The organism is Clostridium tyrobutyricum, from assembly GCF_019144085.1.
Lineage (GTDB): Bacteria > Bacillota > Clostridia > Clostridiales > Clostridiaceae > Clostridium_B > Clostridium_B tyrobutyricum_A.
The window spans coordinates 1-15,150 of record NZ_JAHHUY010000007.1 but is presented as its reverse complement, the minus strand read 5'-3'; the positions used below and the strand labels follow the sequence as shown (position 1 = coordinate 15,150).

At 26.7% G+C, this 15,150-nt stretch carries 20 protein-coding genes; 1 reads left to right on the top strand and 19 read right to left on the bottom strand.

Annotated elements, in window-relative coordinates; all coding sequences use genetic code 11:
* Positions 1 to 2: 2 nt before the first annotated feature.
* The 19 genes from spoIIIAD to dapF all read right to left on the bottom strand — a co-directional run bounded on the left by spoIIIAD (position 3) and on the right by dapF (position 13,245).
* The gene (gene spoIIIAD, locus KM800_RS04700; RefSeq protein ID WP_217812023.1) at positions 3 to 389 is read right to left on the bottom strand and encodes a stage III sporulation protein AD; all 387 of its coding nucleotides are present in this window, start codon (positions 387 to 389) and stop codon (positions 3 to 5) included.
* 9 nt (positions 390 to 398) lie between these two features.
* Entirely contained in the window at positions 399 to 596 is a 198-nt protein-coding gene (gene spoIIIAC, locus KM800_RS04695; protein ID WP_217812022.1) for a stage III sporulation protein AC, read from the bottom strand.
* Between the two features lie 33 nt (positions 597 to 629).
* Positions 630 to 1,148 carry a stage III sporulation protein SpoIIIAB gene (gene spoIIIAB, locus KM800_RS04690; protein ID WP_217812021.1) on the bottom strand — a complete coding sequence of 173 codons (519 nt, stop codon included), beginning with the start codon at positions 1,146 to 1,148 and terminating at the stop codon, positions 630 to 632.
* Positions 1,141 to 2,067 carry a stage III sporulation protein AA gene (gene spoIIIAA, locus KM800_RS04685; RefSeq protein ID WP_217812020.1) on the bottom strand — a complete coding sequence of 309 codons (927 nt, stop codon included), beginning with the start codon at positions 2,065 to 2,067 and terminating at the stop codon, positions 1,141 to 1,143. Before spoIIIAA ends, spoIIIAB begins: the two co-directional genes overlap by 8 nt.
* A 157-nt stretch (positions 2,068 to 2,224) precedes the next feature.
* Positions 2,225 to 2,611, bottom strand: a complete 387-nt coding sequence (locus tag KM800_RS04680) for a CD1247 N-terminal domain-containing protein (protein WP_217812019.1) — start codon at positions 2,609 to 2,611, stop codon at positions 2,225 to 2,227.
* 82 nt (positions 2,612 to 2,693) lie between these two features.
* Complete coding sequence (gene efp, locus KM800_RS04675) at positions 2,694 to 3,254, bottom strand: elongation factor P (protein WP_217812018.1); 561 nt, start codon at positions 3,252 to 3,254, stop codon at positions 2,694 to 2,696.
* Between the two features lie 342 nt (positions 3,255 to 3,596).
* The gene (locus KM800_RS04670; protein WP_217812017.1) at positions 3,597 to 4,673 is read right to left on the bottom strand and encodes a M24 family metallopeptidase; all 1,077 of its coding nucleotides are present in this window, start codon (positions 4,671 to 4,673) and stop codon (positions 3,597 to 3,599) included.
* Positions 4,674 to 4,875: 202 nt separating this feature from the next.
* Entirely contained in the window at positions 4,876 to 5,280 is a 405-nt protein-coding gene (locus KM800_RS04665) for a hypothetical protein (RefSeq protein WP_217812016.1), read from the bottom strand.
* 11 nt (positions 5,281 to 5,291) lie between these two features.
* Positions 5,292 to 5,753 (bottom strand): hypothetical protein, encoded by a 462-nt coding sequence (locus tag KM800_RS04660; RefSeq protein WP_217812015.1) that lies wholly within the window; start codon positions 5,751 to 5,753, stop codon positions 5,292 to 5,294.
* Positions 5,750 to 6,418, bottom strand: coding sequence for a hypothetical protein (locus KM800_RS04655; RefSeq protein ID WP_217812014.1), 669 nt, complete (start codon positions 6,416 to 6,418; stop codon positions 5,750 to 5,752). Before KM800_RS04655 ends, KM800_RS04660 begins: the two co-directional genes overlap by 4 nt.
* A gap of 41 nt (positions 6,419 to 6,459) precedes the next feature.
* Positions 6,460 to 6,783: a hypothetical protein gene (locus tag KM800_RS04650; RefSeq protein WP_254906466.1), complete on the bottom strand. Its 324-nt coding sequence runs from the start codon at positions 6,781 to 6,783 to the stop codon at positions 6,460 to 6,462.
* A 68-nt stretch (positions 6,784 to 6,851) separates the two neighbouring features.
* Positions 6,852 to 7,340, bottom strand: a complete 489-nt coding sequence (locus tag KM800_RS04645) for a prepilin-type N-terminal cleavage/methylation domain-containing protein (RefSeq protein ID WP_217812012.1) — start codon at positions 7,338 to 7,340, stop codon at positions 6,852 to 6,854.
* On the bottom strand, positions 7,309 to 7,770 hold the full coding sequence (locus KM800_RS04640; protein ID WP_254906465.1) for a type II secretion system protein: 462 nt from the start codon (positions 7,768 to 7,770) through the stop codon (positions 7,309 to 7,311). The genes KM800_RS04645 and KM800_RS04640 overlap by 32 nt, the downstream gene beginning before the upstream one ends.
* Complete coding sequence (locus KM800_RS04635) at positions 7,751 to 8,203, bottom strand: prepilin-type N-terminal cleavage/methylation domain-containing protein (protein WP_217812010.1); 453 nt, start codon at positions 8,201 to 8,203, stop codon at positions 7,751 to 7,753. Before KM800_RS04635 ends, KM800_RS04640 begins: the two co-directional genes overlap by 20 nt.
* Before the next feature lie 27 nt (positions 8,204 to 8,230).
* Positions 8,231 to 8,635 carry a type II secretion system protein gene (locus KM800_RS04630; protein ID WP_217812009.1) on the bottom strand — a complete coding sequence of 135 codons (405 nt, stop codon included), beginning with the start codon at positions 8,633 to 8,635 and terminating at the stop codon, positions 8,231 to 8,233.
* Between the two features lie 17 nt (positions 8,636 to 8,652).
* Complete coding sequence (locus KM800_RS04625; protein WP_217812008.1) at positions 8,653 to 9,744, bottom strand: type II secretion system F family protein; 1,092 nt, start codon at positions 9,742 to 9,744, stop codon at positions 8,653 to 8,655.
* Positions 9,745 to 9,773: 29 nt separating this feature from the next.
* The gene (locus tag KM800_RS04620) at positions 9,774 to 11,183 is read right to left on the bottom strand and encodes a GspE/PulE family protein (protein ID WP_254906463.1); all 1,410 of its coding nucleotides are present in this window, start codon (positions 11,181 to 11,183) and stop codon (positions 9,774 to 9,776) included.
* A 179-nt stretch (positions 11,184 to 11,362) separates the two neighbouring features.
* Entirely contained in the window at positions 11,363 to 12,424 is a 1,062-nt protein-coding gene (locus KM800_RS04615; protein WP_217812006.1) for a hypothetical protein, read from the bottom strand.
* Positions 12,424 to 13,245, bottom strand: coding sequence for a diaminopimelate epimerase (gene dapF, locus KM800_RS04610; RefSeq protein WP_217812005.1), 822 nt, complete (start codon positions 13,243 to 13,245; stop codon positions 12,424 to 12,426). The genes KM800_RS04615 and dapF overlap by 1 nt, the downstream gene beginning before the upstream one ends.
* A 147-nt stretch (positions 13,246 to 13,392) precedes the next feature.
* On the opposite strand from dapF, the gene KM800_RS04605 reads away from it, so the two are divergent.
* Positions 13,393 to 15,129: an Rqc2 family fibronectin-binding protein gene (locus KM800_RS04605; protein WP_217812004.1), complete on the top strand. Its 1,737-nt coding sequence runs from the start codon at positions 13,393 to 13,395 to the stop codon at positions 15,127 to 15,129.
* Positions 15,130 to 15,150: the final 21 nt, after the last annotated feature.

Sequence of the window (15,150 nt, the reverse complement as noted above, 5' to 3'; positions counted from 1 at the left end):
ACCTACATAATCTTTAAAATTGACTGCAATACAGCCATCAGTATAGGAATTGCAAGACCTAATATCAAAATTTTTCCTGCAAATTCAACTTTTGCTCCTAAATTATTTTCTCCTGCATCTTTACATATCTCACTGCAAAAAGATGCCAGATATGCAATACCAAGTATTTTAAATACAGTATTTAAATATACAAAATCTATATTTGCCTTCACTGCCAACTGCTGTATAAATTGTATTACTGCAGTTATTTTTGTAAACATAAATATAAATATTAATACACCAGCTGCAATGCTTATATAAACAGCGAAATCATCTCTTCCTTTACCCTTGAAAATAAGAGCTATGAACAATGCAGTAAAAGCGAATAAAACAATTTTAATTATCTCCATAAATTCTCCTTAAAATTGAAACATAGTTCTCACTGTAGTAAACAGCTTATTTACAATAGTTACCACCATTGTAAGTACTATTACAATTCCAACTATATTAATCACCACTGCATATTCACTTTTACCACTAGTTTCCAAAACTTTGTTTATTACTATTACAACTATCCCAACTGCCGCTATTTTAAATATCAAGCTTATATCCAACATATCAGTATCTCTCCTTATATTCTTTGTTAAAAGTTAAATTAGAAGTATTACTATAACAGCACCCACAGAAAATCCTAAACACCTGTACATCTTTAGATTCTTTTTTAAAATTGACTCGGATATTTTTATCTGTTTTTTGATGTCTTCAATAGTTAAAGAGAATACAGCCTTTTGTCCTTCTATATCAGATTCACCTAAAGATTTAGAAAGATCTAAAATAACATCTATATCTTCATCTTTCAAACTAAGTATTTCTCTTTGTTTTAAGAAAGCATTTTTAAATGCCTGATAAACATTATCCACCTTGTTTTCATCTAACATATGAAAGATTTCCATAAGTAGTGTTGAAATAGGTGCCTCCGCCTTGGATGCTACGTTTAATACAGCTTCTGGCAATGGAGCATGAGTGTATATTATATGACTTTGAATGTCATATATGCATCTCTGCAATTCTTTAAGCTCTTTAGTCCTGTTTTGCAATTTCTCACCATAATTAAACCCTAGAGCTGTAGTAGAACAAAGTATCATAATACACCCTATAAGCTTAATCAATGTATTCACCTAAAATCTTTTTTTTATTAGAAAAATCATATACATATTCTATTGTGCCTGCTCCATTTCTACCACTTAAAACTATAGCTCTTCTAAATACTTTGTTCTCAAGTATTGTTTTAAAAACAGGTCTGTTTTCCAAGTCCTGTACTCCATAACCATGTATTGTAGTTATCAAATTCACTCCAGAATTAAGTGCTGTAACTATACTATCCATATCTTTATAACTTCCAATTTCATCGCACACAATAACATCTGGTGACATACTTCTTATTGCCATAATTATGCCTTCGCTTTTCAAACATCCATCTAATACATCAGTTCTTATTCCTATATTCAATTGAGGAACTCCACATGAACAAGCTCCAATTTCACTTCTTTCATCTACTATGCATACCTTTTTTCCTTTAAAATTCATAGATTCAATTCCATTTGATATATTCTTTGTTATATCTCTTATAAGGGTTGTCTTCCCACATTTAGGTGGAGAAATTATTATAGTATTTATGATTTTATTTTCATTTACAATAAATTTCATTACTTGATTGGAGCATCCAGTAATCTCTCTACATATTCTTATATTTAAAGATGATACGTCCTTGATAGTTTTAACTTCACCTTTTTCGATTACACATCTTCCACAAATTCCTATTCTATGTCCACCAGTTATAGTTATATATCCACGTCTCATTTCTTCTTCAAAGGCATAAATAGAATAATTGCTCATTCTTTTAATTATTGTACTTAAATCTTGTATGTTTGCCACATATTTACATATCACTTCTCTATTTCCAACTTGAAGTATTAGTGGTCCATTTATTTTAATTCTTATTTCTTGTAAAGCTTTATTCATTATAAAATCTCTAATTTCATTCTTTAATCTTTCTGGCAGTATATTCATAATTTCTTTAGTATCCATATTTTTTATCTCTCCTTTCTTTATATTAATTTCTATTTTTATTTACATAAAATTATTCCAGATAATTAGAAAAAAATTGCAAAACGAAAAAAGTTATTTAAATAATTTTATTTAAATAACTTTTTATACATAATTAATAATATATTGATTTATTCATTTAATTATCTTTAATTGGCAGTGATATTTTTCCATGACAGCTGGGGCATACTATTGCCTCTTTACTTCCTATAATATCTTTATCTATATAAACAAGATCACCACAGTTAGGGCAGTCTACCTTTTGAAAATTGTCTTCAATATCTTCTAAGGTTTCATAATCATCATAGTTTACATTGTCTACTAAATCAGATAAATCTTCGTGAATATCGTCTAGATATTCATTCATTGTTCTCTGATTTCTGGACACTTCAGAAATTTCATCAGACATATCATAAAGTAAATTTATAATTTCTAAAAGCACCTTGCCTTCTTTACTGTCTTTGTCTATTTCAAGTCCATTAACTAATCCTTTAAGATAAGCCACTCTAGAAGTAATAGAATTCATAATATCACACCCTTAAAATCATTTTTCTATAGTATACCATAAAATATAAATATATATTCTTCAGATATATCTAACCTGAATATTATTGAACTCTCTCCATATATTCTCCAGTTCTCGTATCAACTCTTATAGTTTCACCTTCATTTACAAATATAGGTACCTGAACAATTGCTCCAGTTTCAAGTGTAGCTGGCTTCAACACATTAGTAGCTGTATTTCCCTTTACTCCAGGTTCTGTATGTGTTATTTGAAGTTCAACAAAATTTGGTGCTTCTACAGAAAATGCTTCATTTTTGTAGAACTTTATTGTAGCAAACATATTTTCTTTTAAGAATTTTATTGCATCTTCCACCTTTTCATGTTCCAAAGGAATTTGTTCAAATGTTTCCTGATCCATGAAGTAATAAAGTTCTCCGTCAGAATACAGATATTGCATTTCCTTTCTCTCTATAACTGCTTCCTGAAGTTTTGCAGTTGGATTAAAAGTAGTCTCTGTAACTGCTCCAGTTATAACATTTCTAAGTTTTGTTCTTACAAAAGCTGCTCCTTTACCTGGTTTTACATGTAAAAAATCTATTACAGTATACACTTGTCCATCTTGCTCAAAAGTTGTTCCTTTTCTTAAATCTCCTGCTGATATCATATAAATACGCCGTTATGCAAACTATAAATATATTAAAGTTTACTTCCTCATTCATAGTACTGGATTTCACATCTAAAATGCTAATTATCTTTGGTCTAGTACTCCTGAAGCTTAAATTCGGATATAATTATACCCTAATTACCAACACACAATAAAATTATATCGCATGTTGGTTAACGACATTTGACCCCTTTCTTGTTTTTTATTTGACCTGTTAAATTATATTTGAATATATTGGCAACACTTACTCAAATAAAATATTCTATACTAATTATCTTTCTAATATATGAAATAATTACTTAAGACTATCAATAAGTAGTGCTATAGCCTAATTATAAAATATTAACCTATGCAAATCATTTCTTTAGGTGACTGTGATAATACTTTTCCTCCATCTTTGGTAACTACTAATAGATCCTCTATTCTTAGTCCCCCCAAATCAGGTATATAAACTCCCGGTTCATCTGTAACTACCATATTTTCTGCTAGTTTGCTTTTATTCCTATATCCAATTACTGGTGATTCATGAATCTCTCTTCCAACTCCATGACCAAGGCTATGACCAAAATACTCTCCATATCCCTTGTTGGATATATAATTTCTTGCAACAGCATCTACTTCCATGGCTGGTACACCAGGTTTATACTGTTTTAAAGCTAATTTTTGTGCTTCTAATACTACATTATATATTTCCACCATTTTATCAGATGGCTTTCCAATTACCAAAGTTCTTGTCATATCAGAACAATATTCTCTGTATATACATCCAAAATCTAATGTTAAAAACTCGCCTCTATTTACAACTTTATTGGTAGCTTCACCATGTGGAAGACTAGATCTAACTCCAGAAGCTACTATAGATGGAAATGATAAATCCGAAGCTCCCAGCTTTTTCATACAGAACTCTAATTCCAATCCTATCTGTCTTTCAGTCATTCCAGGCTTTATATAATTAATCATATGAACAAAAGCTTTATCTGCAATTTCAGCTGCACTTTTTATTAACTTTAGCTCTTCGTCATCCTTTATTATTCTTATTTTTTCAACCATACCCTCCATGGGAATAAAATCACAATTTACTTTGCTCTTATAAAATTTATAAATACTATAGGTGATTATATTTTCCTCAAATCCTAATCTTTCAATAGATGTTTTTTGAACCAAATTTGACAAGAAATCTACAAAAGAACCACTTTTGCTATATTCAAGAACTTCATAATCTTCAACTTGCTGTTCAGCCTGTTCTGTAAATCTAGAATCTGTTATAAAAAAAGCATGGTCTTTTGTTATCAAAGAATAACTTTCATTTCCCGTAAATCCACTTAAATAATTTCTATTTGGATCTCCTAGCAGTAAAACTCCGTCTAAGCTTTTTTTGTTCATAGATTCCCTTAATTTTTCAATTCTACCTTTAAACATTCAAAATCCCCCTAATAACTTTTAGCAAGATCTTTATAATTTATTCTTTCCAAATTTAATAATAATTATTCATCTATAAAGGTAAAATAAATTAATAAAAATAATTATATGCTAAACAATGTTATTTTATCAAAACTTATGCTTATTTGCAAATACTATAATAAACATATGTACTAGAAAAACGCCCTATTATTTTTTAAATTTATTTTGAAAAATTTATATTAATAACCTGACTTAAATTTTTATTTGTATAATTGTCAATTTTTATACTATCTATGCAATAAAAATTTTTTATCATTTTAATTTTTTGAAATGTATCCTTGATTTTGTTGCTATCTTTTAATTCGATACTTGCAACTGCAATATATCCTTTATCATTATTCATAAAACTCAATATTTTGATTCCTTCTATATTCTTAAGACTATTTATTGTATCGCTGTAGCTTGTTTCTTTTTTTATATTTAAACTATTAAATTTTCTCTCTATTTTAATGAGTTGATCTTGTTTTGCATTTATACTTCTTGTTATATAAAAATTTTTTACAATAAATATACAACTCATTACACTCATGGAAATTACTATATAAGTATATTTTGAATACCTCATAACTTTCCCCCTTACAATTTAGACTTTAATTCAATTTGCCATAAGTGCTTATCCTGATTTTTATTCTCTTCCAATGAATTTATATTAATTATTGTAAATTTATTAGACTTTTCAACTGTTCTAATGAATTGAGAAAATGAACTATCATTTCCTAAAAACTCTAATTGAATATTATTGTTTTCTACACTTATATTCCTAAATTGTCCGTATACATGAAAATTATTAAAAAAATTTAAATATGTATCTATAGACTTAAAATTAGAGGTTGTATTTTTATTTTTCTTCAATGTATATTGCTGTTTTTTATTCATTAAGTTATTTTGGAGAATTTTTAATTTGTCTTTTTGAAGAATCATACTATAAAATAGTACTATATTCATGATAAAGAATACTACTATTATGAGTTTAAGCCTCTTATATTTTTTAAGTAACTTATCCTGTAAATACCACTTTGGTAAAAAATAAACATTCATATGCTCAATTCTCCCAAATCATTACAATTGTAATATTGTGATAATTCTTCCAGTAATTCTTTGTATGGTAGATTTAAAATTTCTATATGCTTAAATTCTATCTTGGGAACTAAAATATTTAGCCTTAATTTAAATTCCTCAATGCAATATATTACATCCTCTTTAGATTTAACTTCAAACACATTATTAAATATAATTTTGTTGTTATAATACGCAATTATATATGCAATGTTTTTGAAAAACGTCAAAAATATACATTGTTTTTTATATATCTTCTTATTATATTTCTTTAAAGCATACAACTGTATAGGAATTACCCCTTTAACATCAATTTTACTTTCAGAAAGCTTTTTAAAAAGTTCAAAATTATTCCAATGCATACATAATACATCTACATTTAGCTCAAGTTTATTGTGTGAAGTTATATTATGAGAGAACATTATATTATCTAATTTCTTAAACCTGTTTCTCAACTTTTCTTCTATTAATTCATGTATATTCTTTTTTCTTATTTTAGGTATAATCATATTTTCTACATATATTTCTTCACCATGTAGCAATATAATTATTTTTCTGGATTTCAAATTCACCATAATTTTTTGCAATTCAGCAATCTGTAAAGTTTTGTTTTTAGAATTTACCTCCAAAATATCAGTTTTCCACATTTTATATTCTCTCCTCTACAAATAAACTTATATTTTTATTTTCAATAAGAATAATTTATACATCCATATTTTATTTGACCCTTTTCTATTTTATATTCATACGATTCTTCTCTATATGGCTTGTTATTTACAATATATTCTAATTTGAATATGTTATTGTCTTTATCATAATAGATATAACTTTTTTCATAATAGATTCTAAAATCCTTTAAATTTAAAAAGTGTTTATTTATATCTTCCTCACTTTTATATTCTATACTTTCATTAATATATAAATTTAATTTTGTAAGCAGTTTTTCTCTACTTTGTTGAATATCTTCTACTTTAAACGAACTATTATAATTACTCATATTATTTGACTTCACAAGAGTCTCCATATTGTAGCAAGTTATAGCAATAAGTACACATACAAGTCCTATAAATAAAGCATAAATCAGTACAAATCCTTTCTTAGCTTTTTTCGTTCTATCCCGAAACATTTTTTATACACATTACCTTTCTCAGTTTTTATTTGCATATAACATACATTTTCCATTTGAGTAATTTTAAAATCTGATATATATTTTAAAATTCTATTGTTTGTATAATAGTTGGTGTATCCATACGAAAGCACCAATGTTGAATTTTTATTTTTTATATAATCCCATCCTCTATTATCATATCTATTTAAAGCGATCATATTATCCTTAATTTCTATATATTTTGCACTATTAATTTGATTCTCTATTATCATGAAAGCTTCATCGATATAAAATTTTTCTCTACTTGAACTTATTTCCATTCTGTTTAATTTCATATATTTAAGTATAGCTGTAGTTTCAACTGTAGTTATTATTGATATTATCGATATGGTTATTAATATTTCAATAACAGTAAAACCTTTTTTTACATTACCTTTCAAAGTTTCCTTTATAAAATTCACACTCCCTTACTCTGTTGATTCCATATGAATTTTGATTTGATTTCAATTTAATCTTAAGTATTTCACCTTTCTCTATATTTATTTCTATATAACTTCCTTTTGGTTTTATGGGTGAAAACAAATTTAAAATATTATCACTTGTATAATTAAATTTTAAAAAATTATTTACTTCTATATATTTCATATTATTAGAATCCAATTTCAATATATCATCATAACTTAAATTATAAATCATGTTGTTTTTTATGGATTCTACTGTATAAGTACAATCATTTATACTTTTATTGTATTTCTGCATTTTAAATACATTAAGTTGTATTTTAAAAGCTGTAGTAAACAGCATTATAAATATGCATATACTACATAAAACTTCTATCATAGTAAAACCTTTTTTTATCTTTATACTGAATTTAATATTTGATATCTGCATAGAACGTTCCAACATTCACTGTAATACAGTGCATTTCCCCCTTCCCATCCTGAAATTTTATACTAAACGCATTTTGTATCATACCATCGTTATTTATATGAACCTTATTATCTTCTGTGTTGATACTTAATTTAAATTCTTTAGGGAAATTCATTTTATAGACTCTAGTTAAATTATTATAATAGATAATATTATTATTGTTTGAGTCGAATCGTATATATCCCGATGAATCCTTATCTTTGCAATACATTTTGGATTTAACTATAAAATTAAGTATTTTATTATTTAATTCATCTACATATATCCTGTTTTTCAAACTATTAAAACCATTGAATTTTATTAAACTAAAGCTAAATATAACAGATATAATACTTATAACAATCATTAACTCAATTAATGTGAGACCTGACTTTTTTAAAATTTTAACATTCACAATAAACAACTCCACACTATAATAAATCTATTTAGGATATATTTGAGATCCATCTTGATCTTTTACTGTGTAATTATTTTCCAGTGCATCTATAGAAACTGTATAATTCTTATCATCACTCTTATAATTTATACTTATACTTTGACCTTCTGAACCATTATCCAATACTTTTGGTTCTTGAGCAGATGTAAGTTCATCTATGCATTTTTGTACATCTTCTTTTAGAAACTTTCCATTATTATCACCATAACTTGCTACAGCAGCTGTTTGAAGTTGTTTAGCTGTATTTACAGCTTTAGTAGACTTTACTTTATTTTCGTATGATGAAAATTTAGGCACTAAAAATCCCATGAGGATTAAGATTATAGATACTACCAACAATAATTCTATTAAAGTAAATCCCTTAAGCTTTGTTATATTTTTATTATCCATATGTTTCCTCCTTATTCCTATGAAATTGAATCCATAATACTAAATACAGGCATAATTGCAGCTATTACAAAGATACCTATAAAAATCGATAGAAATACTATCATAACAGGTTCTACAAATTTCATTAATACACTTAAACTTCTTTTTAAATTATCTATATATATTATTTGTAATTTTTCGAACATTAAATCTAATTTTCCTGTTTTCTCACCTATCTCTATCATTGATATAAATAACTGGTTTCCTATCTTTTCATTGGAGAATGCATTATTTATACTCTCCCCATCTTTTATTCTCTCAACACAAGAATCCATTCTCTTTTTCATAATATTATTGTTAAGTGTTTTTGAAGTTATATCCAATGCTTTTAAAATATTTACTCCTGCAAAATTAAGTATTTTCATGGAAGAAACTATTTTTAGAAGTATTATTTGATTATATATTCTTCCAAAGTAAGGCGTTCTCAGCTTTATTTTTTCTATAATATTTATTCCCTTAATACTTTTAGAATACCTATATCCAGCAATAATACCAATTAGGATAAAAATAATAATGTGAAAAGTATATTCTTTAGAAATTTGAAATGTTTTTATAATTAATTTAGTTAAAAATGGAACTTCTGCATTATTCAAAGCAAGCAAATCAATAAATCCCGGCATTATACTGCTCATTAAAAATATAATAATAGATATAGCTGTTATAAACGTTATTGTAGGGTATATAAGTGCAGACTTCAAATTGGAATATATTTTATACTGATATTCGTAATATTTAGATAATTCTTTCAACACTTCTTCCAGTCTTCCCGCTTCTTCTCCAATACCTAGCATCTCTATCATATAGTCAGGAAATACTTTTCTGACTTTCTTCATACTGTAATATATACTATTTCCACATAAAATTTCATATTTTATATCTCTCAAAATATATTTTAAATAAATGTTTTTTGTCTGGATTTCAATATTATCAAATATTTTAGATATGCCTATACCTGAACTAAACATTATACTCAATTTACTGCATAGAATAGCTACAGTAGCTATATTGGGTTTCATAAAAGGCAATTTGCCACATATAAATCTAAAATCCAATTTTTTTAATATTATCATACATATCCTTTCATTTTTATTTTATATAATTAAAGATTTAACTTGTCAATTTCAGCATAAGTTGTAATTCCTGTCTTTACTAAATTTACAGAATTTTCTTTAATTGAGCATGTATCCTTATCATTATTCTTAATAAAATTTATTTCATATGTTACTGTCCTGCCCATATATCCTGTATAATTACATTTTTCACATCCATTACTTTCATATATGATTTCACTTTTTGAATCTTCATTACTTTTTTTCATGCAGTGTGGACAAAGCTTTCTAACCAATCTCTGTGATATTACTCCTATTAAAGAATCTTTTATTAGATATGATGGAATGCCCATATTCTCAAGTCTTAATATTACTTCATGTGAATCATTGGTATGAAGAGTACTAAGAACTAAATGTCCTGTTATAGCTGCTCTAATTGCTATATTCGCAGTTTCTTCATCCCTTATTTCCCCAATCATTATAATATCGGGATCCTGACGAAGCACGCTTCTCAGCACATTTGCAAATCCAAAATTTATCTTGTTATTTACATTGATCTGGTTTATACCATCCATTGTATACTCTACTGGATCTTCTATGGTTACTATATTCTTTTCATATCTATTAAAATTATCCATAAGTGAATAAAGCGTAGTTGTTTTACCTACTCCGGTTGGACCTATAACAAGAAGTATTCCATTTGGATAATTTATCATATTTTGTATTTTTATTATATCATTTTCGAGAAATCCCAATTTAGAAAGCTGCTTCATATTGCTGCCTTTGTATAATATTCTAAGAACAAATTTTTCTCCATATATGGTTGGAATAGTAGATACCCTTATATTGTAATCTTTTCCATCTTTAGTGTATTTTATATTGCCATCTTGGGGAATTCTCCTCTCTGCTATATCCAAATCCGACATTATTTTAATTCTAGTACATATAAGAGGATATATCTTATTAGGCATCTTTATATACTCATATATTACTCCATCTATTCTAAATCTTACATTTATACTATACTGAAATGGTTCTATATGGATATCACTTGCCCTATCCTCTATTGCTCTGTCAATTATATGATTTGCTGTCTTTACTACGGGAGAATCTGATACTTCAACCTCATATTCTTTTTGTCTGTTTCTGTCTATAAATTCATAATTTTGATTAACATACTTTATTCTCTCTTTACAATAATATCTTTCTATGAGTCTTAAAATATATTTTCGTTTTGCCTTGAAAAAAACCATATTATTTTTTAAAATAAATTTTAATTTTTCTACAACTTGAAAATCAGGAATTTTATCTACAGCTACATATACTTTATCTTCAAATTTTTTAAATACTAAAACACAATTTTCTGTTGCTATTTCTTCTGGTATCATTCCTATTAATTCCGTATCAAATTCAATATTTGTCAAATCTAAATTTTCAGTTTTTTTACACTCCAAAAGCATTCACCTCTTTTTATATACTATATGTATCTAACATTATTTCCACAAAATCAATTTTTAAACATAATTTAATTCTTATTTTAGATTTTTATAAATAGTCTGTATATTTTTTATATTAAAATTATTAAAGTCATAAGAGCTGTCTCAAAATTTTGAGACAGCTCTATTTCATAACAATACAACTAGTTTTCACTTCCATATATTTTATATAAAGACTCATGATTAGACAAAACATTTATAGACTTTTGTTTTATATTATACATATAAACATCCATATTGTTTTCATTTTCCTCAGTATAATAACCTGTAAAATAAATATTTCCGTTTTTGTCTTCTGCAATTCCACAAGATGTACCTATAAATTTAGGAAAATCATAAGTAAGCCTGTTTAAAGTAAAATTTTCATAAGAGAATTCATATAATGCACATATATTATTTCTCTGTTTAGCTATAAAAAATATCTTTTTTCTTTTATCATCTTTTATAGATTTGTATATTCCTGTTATATTTTTGTCTAAAATCATGATAGTATTATTAGTCTTGTCATAATAATAAAGAAATTGATTATCTCCAATTCCTGATACATACAATATATTATTATTTACAGGAAAAACATACATGCAATATCCATTTATATTGTCATAATACTGACTTTCTTTATTATTCTCTGTATTGTATACATATATTTTAGTAGAATTTTTTTCTCCTGCCTTACTACCATAATAAATTATCCTACTTTCATCCAACCACGCATATAGATTACCTGAAACTAATACATTAGATTTTATATTTATATATTTATTATTTTTTATATCATATATTTTCATTCCCTGTGCACTAGAGATAGAATTGCTTTTATAAATTCTAAAAGCAATTCTATCTCCAGATTCATTTAATTTTATATCAGATGCAGAAAAAAAATCATTTAATTCTATTTTAGAATTTTTGTTGATTATTTGAATTTTATTTTCATTTCCTTTTTTACCCAATAAATATACATAAACAGATTTTGATAAATTATAGTTCATATCCAGTGCATCCATGTAAGAATTGCTTTCGTTTAATATATCATTTTCTATATTAAAAATTCTCTTTTTACCTTGATTAGTTTCCAATACAATTGCATTAGAATATTTAGGTTCTGAATATTTATTAATTTTTTCCTTCTTGACTACACAGCCAACCAATGTCAACACCGCAAAAAATACAATTATTAAAAGCATATTCTTTACAAAGTCTTTCATTACATTTTGCATTCCCCTTTAAAAGAAATAACTGCAGAACCAGTCATAAAAATTCCATCATCTTTTATCTCAATTAATAGTTTGCCTCCAGGTGCTTTAACTAAAACCTTATTACCTGTAAATCCCAGCTTGTTTGATGCAATTGCTGATGCACAACATCCAGTACCACATGCAAGAGTTGCCCCTGCGCCTCTTTCCCATGTTTTTATCTTGATGTTTTTATCATCAATTACTTCACAAAAATTCACATTACTACCTTTTGGAAAAATGCCATATTTTTCAATAGTTCTTCCTTCTAATACATTATAATTTTTTAATTTTCCAAATACTATTGTATGAGGAACTCCCATAAGCATAGTCGTAATAGAATACTGCTTGCCATCTATATTTACTTTTTTGTCTATTATTTCTTCACTACAACTTGCCGGTATATCTTGCGGCTTAAAGGAAGGCGCTCCCATATTTATGGTAACTTTATCTACTAGTCCATATTTTAATGTCAAAAATGCTTCCTTTATTCCATCTCCGGTTTGAATTTTCAAAGGATTATTTTTTACTATTCCCTCATCAAAAACATATTTTGCAAAGCATCTTATACCATTTCCGCACATAGCTGCATAAGAACCATCAGAATTGATTATTACCATTTCAATTAGTGCCATCTTACTTTTTCTTATTAATAAAACACCATCTGCACCAATTCCAAAATGTCTATCACAAAGTTTTATTGCAAGCTTTTCCTCCTTTCCTACAAATTTATTTTCTCTATCATCAATTATTATGAAATCATTCCCGCTGCCTTGAATTTTAGTAAATTTCATATATTTAATTTTCACCCTTCCTCAAAATTTTATTTGGTTTAAGTTTACTACTGTAGTCATCTTTTATCAATAAATTTATAATAACTTTATTTTAAAAATTTAAAATGATATAATTTATAAATATACAGATATGAAAGGATGAAATATATGGCTTTAGACGGTATATATATATATAGCATACTAAATGAGTTGAGAACTACTTTAGTTGGTGGTAAAGTTGAAAAAATAAATCAGCCAGAAAAGGATGAAATAGTTCTAACTATAAAAAACAATAGAAAAAATCACAAACTTTTAATAAGTTCAAGTTCTGTTTATCCTAAAATACATCTAACTGAAATAAATAAAATCAATCCTAAAAAGGCACCTATGTTCTGCATGGTTCTTAGAAAACATATAAGTTCAGCACGTCTAATAAACATAAGGCAATTAGACACTGATAGAATACTTTTTCTGGATTTTGAAAGTTCAGATGAAATGGGCTTCAACAGCATATACACATTAGCGATTGAAATTATGGGAAGGCACAGCAACATAACTCTTGTAAGAAAAAGGGATAATTTAATTATGGATAGTATAAAGCATCTCACCCGTGAGATAAATACAATTAGATCCATATATCCCGGCATAGAATATGTATTTCCTCCAAATTCAAATAAGTTAAATCCTCTAAACTATGATCAAAACGATTTAGAACAATTTATCCAAAAAAACTCACTTGTATTGGATGATAAGATTTTTTCAAACATTTTTACTGGAGTAAGCGGTATGTTCTCTAAAGAACTATACATGAAATTTGTCAACCAATATAGTGACTATGCTAAAAACTGGATTGATCATATGTTTGATTTCTCCAAAATAACATTTGAACAAATTGTTGACAATAAATTTCACTTTAGTTCATATTTAAAAAACAATAGAATAAAAGATTTTTATTGTTTGAAATTAACATATGTATATAATTCTGAATACAAAATATATGAATCTCCATCCAAGCTTCTTGAAGAGTTCTATTTTGAAAAGGATAAAGCTGACAGATTAAATAGCAAGAGCTCTGATCTTCAAAAATTAATAAACGTCAATTCAGAACGATGTGAAAAAAAGAAAAGAATTCTTATGAAAGATTTGGAAAAAGCTGGTGGAAAAGATAAATATAAAATAATAGGTGAGTTATTAACTTCCAATATATATTCAATAAAAAAAGGCGATAGTTCCGCACATGTACAAAATTTCTACAGTGATAAACTAGAATATATAGACGTAAAACTAGATGAAAATAAAACTCCTTCTGAAAATATACAAAAATTTTTTAAAAAGTACAATAAGCTAAAGAAAACAGAAAAAGCTGCGGCAGAACAGCTCTCTCTTACAGAAAAAGAATTAGAATATTTAAACTCAGTTTCCTCCAATATAAAAAATGCAGACAGTTATGAAGATATAGAGGAAATAAAGAGGGAATTAATGGAAAGTAGATACATACGATTTAAAAAATCATCCAAATCCAAAAATTCAAAACCATCTAAGCCTATGAAATTCATATCAAGTGATGGCATTGAAATATACGTAGGTAAAAATAATTTGCAAAATGACAACTTGACTTTAAAATTTGCAGAAAAGAGAGATATATGGTTTCATACAAAAAAAGTTCCAGGCTCCCATGTAATAGTTAAAAATTTTGGAAATGTTCCTGATCGTACTTTAGAAGAAGCTGCCGCCCTTTCTGCATATTACAGCAAGGCAAGAGATTCATCAAAGGTAGCAGTAGATTACACTAATGTAAAAAACGTACATAAACCAAATGGTTCAAAACCTGGTATGGTAATCTATTATACAAATAAAACCATATACGTAGATCCTGTAAAACCTGATATTACACAATTACAATAACTTCAATTCGTAATTTGAATA

Excerpts from the sequence above, each read along its gene's own strand:
- spoIIIAD (WP_217812023.1), bottom strand. The coding sequence starts at position 389 with ATGGAGATAATTAAAATTGTTTTATTCGCTTTTACTGCATTGTTCATA.
- spoIIIAC (WP_217812022.1), bottom strand. The coding sequence starts at position 596 with ATGTTGGATATAAGCTTGATATTTAAAATAGCGGCAGTTGGGATAGTT.
- spoIIIAA (WP_217812020.1), bottom strand. The coding sequence starts at position 2,067 with ATGGATACTAAAGAAATTATGAATATACTGCCAGAAAGATTAAAGAAT.
- KM800_RS04680 (WP_217812019.1), bottom strand. The coding sequence starts at position 2,611 with ATGAATTCTATTACTTCTAGAGTGGCTTATCTTAAAGGATTAGTTAAT.
- efp (WP_217812018.1), bottom strand. The coding sequence starts at position 3,254 with ATGATATCAGCAGGAGATTTAAGAAAAGGAACAACTTTTGAGCAAGAT.
- KM800_RS04670 (WP_217812017.1), bottom strand. The coding sequence starts at position 4,673 with ATGTTTAAAGGTAGAATTGAAAAATTAAGGGAATCTATGAACAAAAAA.
- KM800_RS04665 (WP_217812016.1), bottom strand. The coding sequence starts at position 5,280 with ATGAGGTATTCAAAATATACTTATATAGTAATTTCCATGAGTGTAATG.
- KM800_RS04660 (WP_217812015.1), bottom strand. The coding sequence starts at position 5,753 with ATGAATGTTTATTTTTTACCAAAGTGGTATTTACAGGATAAGTTACTT.
- KM800_RS04655 (WP_217812014.1), bottom strand. The coding sequence starts at position 6,418 with ATGTGGAAAACTGATATTTTGGAGGTAAATTCTAAAAACAAAACTTTA.
- KM800_RS04640 (WP_254906465.1), bottom strand. The coding sequence starts at position 7,770 with ATGCAGATATCAAATATTAAATTCAGTATAAAGATAAAAAAAGGTTTT.
- KM800_RS04630 (WP_217812009.1), bottom strand. The coding sequence starts at position 8,635 with ATGGATAATAAAAATATAACAAAGCTTAAGGGATTTACTTTAATAGAA.
- KM800_RS04625 (WP_217812008.1), bottom strand. The coding sequence starts at position 9,744 with ATGATAATATTAAAAAAATTGGATTTTAGATTTATATGTGGCAAATTG.
- KM800_RS04620 (WP_254906463.1), bottom strand. The coding sequence starts at position 11,183 with ATGCTTTTGGAGTGTAAAAAAACTGAAAATTTAGATTTGACAAATATT.
- KM800_RS04615 (WP_217812006.1), bottom strand. The coding sequence starts at position 12,424 with ATGAAAGACTTTGTAAAGAATATGCTTTTAATAATTGTATTTTTTGCG.
- dapF (WP_217812005.1), bottom strand. The coding sequence starts at position 13,245 with ATGAAATTTACTAAAATTCAAGGCAGCGGGAATGATTTCATAATAATT.
- KM800_RS04605 (WP_217812004.1), top strand. The coding sequence starts at position 13,393 with ATGGCTTTAGACGGTATATATATATATAGCATACTAAATGAGTTGAGA.